This window comes from Sphaerotilus sp., assembly GCF_041083715.1.
Lineage (GTDB): Bacteria > Pseudomonadota > Gammaproteobacteria > Burkholderiales > Burkholderiaceae_C > Sphaerotilus.
The window spans coordinates 1-2786 of the sequence record NZ_JBFPGY010000199.1; the positions used below are offsets into that span (position 1 = coordinate 1).

The window sequence follows — 2786 nt, forward strand, 5'->3', positions numbered from 1 at the left end:
AACGGCCAGCCCTTCAACGAGCATGATCTGGTCGAGCGCATGACCCGCCACTGGAGCCGGGGCATGCAGCTGCTGGGCGCGGGCGAGATCGTGCTCGACACGCCCACCTTCGTGCTCAGACCAACGCCCGCAGCGGATGGACGTGCGGCGGCCACGGACTGACGAAGAACGCAGACACCATCGCCTCGGTCACGTCCGTGAAATGCGCGGGGTTCCAGCGCGGCTGGTGGTCCTTGTCGATGACCAGCGCGCGGATGCCCTCCACCGTCTCGCTGGCCGTGCCGGGCCGCAGATGGAAACAGTGGCGCACAAGGTCGCGCTCCATGCGCAGGTCATCGGCCAGCGCCATCGTGCGGGCGCGGCGGATCTGCTCCAGCGCCACGGCCAGCATCAGCGGCGAGCGCCGGTGCAGCGCCGCCAGCGTGTGGCGGGCGAACTCGCTGGCCTCCCCGGCCAGCGAGGCCGCGATGTCCGCCAGCGTCGGCTGACTGAAATGCAGGTCGATGGCATCGCGCCGGGCCGTCAGCGATGACGCACCGGGCACAGACGCCACCGCATCGACACAGGCGCGCACAGCGTCAGCCGCGGACAGATCGTCCGCGGCGAGGCGGGTGACCAGCGCCGGCAGGGCCGCTGCAGGCACATGGACATCGGCCAGCCCAGCCTCGATCGCCTCCGCCGCCCCGAGCGTCTCGCCCGTCATCGCCAGGTACTCACCCACATGCCCCGGGCACCGGGACAGGAACCAGCCCCCGCCCACATCCGGGAACAGGCCGATGTGGGTTTCCGGCATCGCGAGCCGGCTGTGCTCGGTGACGATGCGCAGGCCCGCACCCTGGCTGATGCCCATGCCGCCACCCATCGTGATGCCGTCCATCAACGCGACATACGGCTTCGGATAGCGGTGGACGAGGTGGTTGAGCGCGTACTCCTCGGTGAAGAAGTCCTCCAGACGGGGATCCCCGGCGAGTGCAGCCTGGTGGAAGAAGCGGATGTCGCCGCCCGCGCACAAGGCCGGTGGCTTGCCTTCGCGGCCCTGCCCTTGCAGCACCACCACCTGCACCGCCGGATCGCCGGCCCAGTGCAGCAGCACGGTGGTCAGGTCGCGGACCATGGGCAGTGACAGGGCGTTGAGCGATCCCGGACGGTTGAGCGTCAGGACACCGACAGCACCACGAACCTCGGCCAACACCTGGCCGCCCGCAATCAATGCAGGCAGGGAATGGGACGTTGTATCGGCAGACATGCGGCAGATCCTCCTTCGATCGTGGAATTCTGCAGCATCCCGATCCACCGACCCTTGTGCGCCATCAGGCCCGCGTGCGGCTGCGCAATGCAATGAGTTCATTGCCGATCAGTGCACCCAGCACGAGCACGCCACCGGTCAGCGCGGTCGGACCCGGCGCCTCGCCCGCGCCGATCCACGCCCAGAGCACGCCGAACACGACTTCCAGCAGCCCGAGCAATGCGATTTCCGGCGCCGGCAGGACGCGCGTCAAACCGACCACCAGCAGGCATGGCGCGGCCAGCTGGAACACGCCCAGCCCGGCCAGCAGCACCAGGTCGTGCGCAGACGCCTGCAGTGGCCAGGCCAGCGGCCAGGTACACAACGCCGACAGCACCGCGCCGATCAGCACCGCCGGCAGCATGTCCTGCGATTCGCCGGCCACTTCGCCGTGCGAGATGTGCTGCAGCACAGTGAAGTTGACGGCCGCCGCCAGCGGCACCGCCAGCGCCACCGCCATGCCCAGCAGGCTGCGCGCATCCGCCGCCTGCACCTCGTGGCCGAACATCCACGCGATGCCCGCCCCGGCCACCGCGATCGCCACCCAGGTGCGCGCAGGCAACCGGTGGTGCAGGAACAGCCGCGCGAACAGCGCCGTCACCAGCGGGCCGATGGCCATCGTCACCAGCACGTTGGCCACGCGGGTCATGGTCAGCGCGACCATGAAGGCTGTGAACATCACCGACCAGCACACGCCCGACACCCAGACCGCACGCGGCGAGCGCAGCAGCCCGCGCCACAGCGCAGCCCCCCGCAGCACGGTGAGCGCGATCGCCAGCCCGAGGGCATTGAACCCGCTGCGCCAGAACGTGACCTCGAAACTCTGCGCCGCCTCCAGGTGGCGACTGACCACGCCGGCCGTGCTCCACAGCAGCGTGACCAGCACCATCAGCGATACCGCACGCGTGTGCGACATGGGCATCCTTTCGTCCATGAAAAAAGCCCCGGCAGAAGTCCGGGGCTCGGTGCGACCGACGTTCAGTCGGTCAAGGGATCAGGCGCGGGCGGCGCGCTTGCGCTCGTGCTCGGCCAGGAAGCGCTTGCGCAGGCGGATCGACTTCGGCGTGATCTCGACCAGCTCGTCGTCCTCGATGAACTCGACGCCGTACTCCAGCGACAGCTCGATCGGCGGCGTGATCTTCGTCGCGTCTTCCTTGCCGGAGACGCGGAAGTTGGTCAGCTGCTTGGTGCGCGTGGCGTTGACCACCAGGTCGTTGTCACGGCTGTGGATGCCGACAATCATGCCTTCATAGACGGGATCGTTCGGCTTGACGAACATGCGGCCGCGGTCGTCGAGCTTGCCGAGCGCGTAGGTGAAGATTTCACCGGCATCCATCGAGATCAGCACGCCGTTCTTGCGGCTGGCGATGTCGCCCTTGTGCGGCTCATAGCCTTCGAAGATGTTCGCGATCAGGCCCGAACCACGGGTCAGGTTCAGGAACTCGTTCGAGAACCCGATCAGGCCACGCGCCGGGATGCGGTACTCCAGGCGCACGCGGCC

General features: G+C 68.4%; 2 protein-coding genes and 1 pseudogene. All 3 read right to left on the reverse strand.

The features are described from left to right. Positions 1-115 precede the first annotated feature (115 nt). On the reverse strand, positions 116-1246 hold the full coding sequence (locus tag AB3X43_RS08815; protein WP_369429473.1) for an enoyl-CoA hydratase/isomerase family protein: 1131 nt from the start codon (positions 1244-1246) through the stop codon (positions 116-118). Positions 1247-1310: 64 nt separating this feature from the next. Next, positions 1311-2201: a DMT family transporter gene (locus tag AB3X43_RS08820; RefSeq protein WP_369429474.1), complete on the reverse strand. Its 891-nt coding sequence runs from the start codon at positions 2199-2201 to the stop codon at positions 1311-1313. Positions 2202-2279: 78 nt separating this feature from the next. After that, positions 2280-2786: pseudogene (locus tag AB3X43_RS08825) on the reverse strand (translational GTPase TypA); the annotation flags it as partial.

Coding starts and splice junctions, on each gene's coding strand:
- AB3X43_RS08815 (WP_369429473.1), bottom strand. CDS start 1,246: ATGTCTGCCGATACAACGTCCCATTCCCTGCCTGCATTGATTGCGGGC.
- AB3X43_RS08820 (WP_369429474.1), bottom strand. CDS start 2,201: ATGTCGCACACGCGTGCGGTATCGCTGATGGTGCTGGTCACGCTGCTG.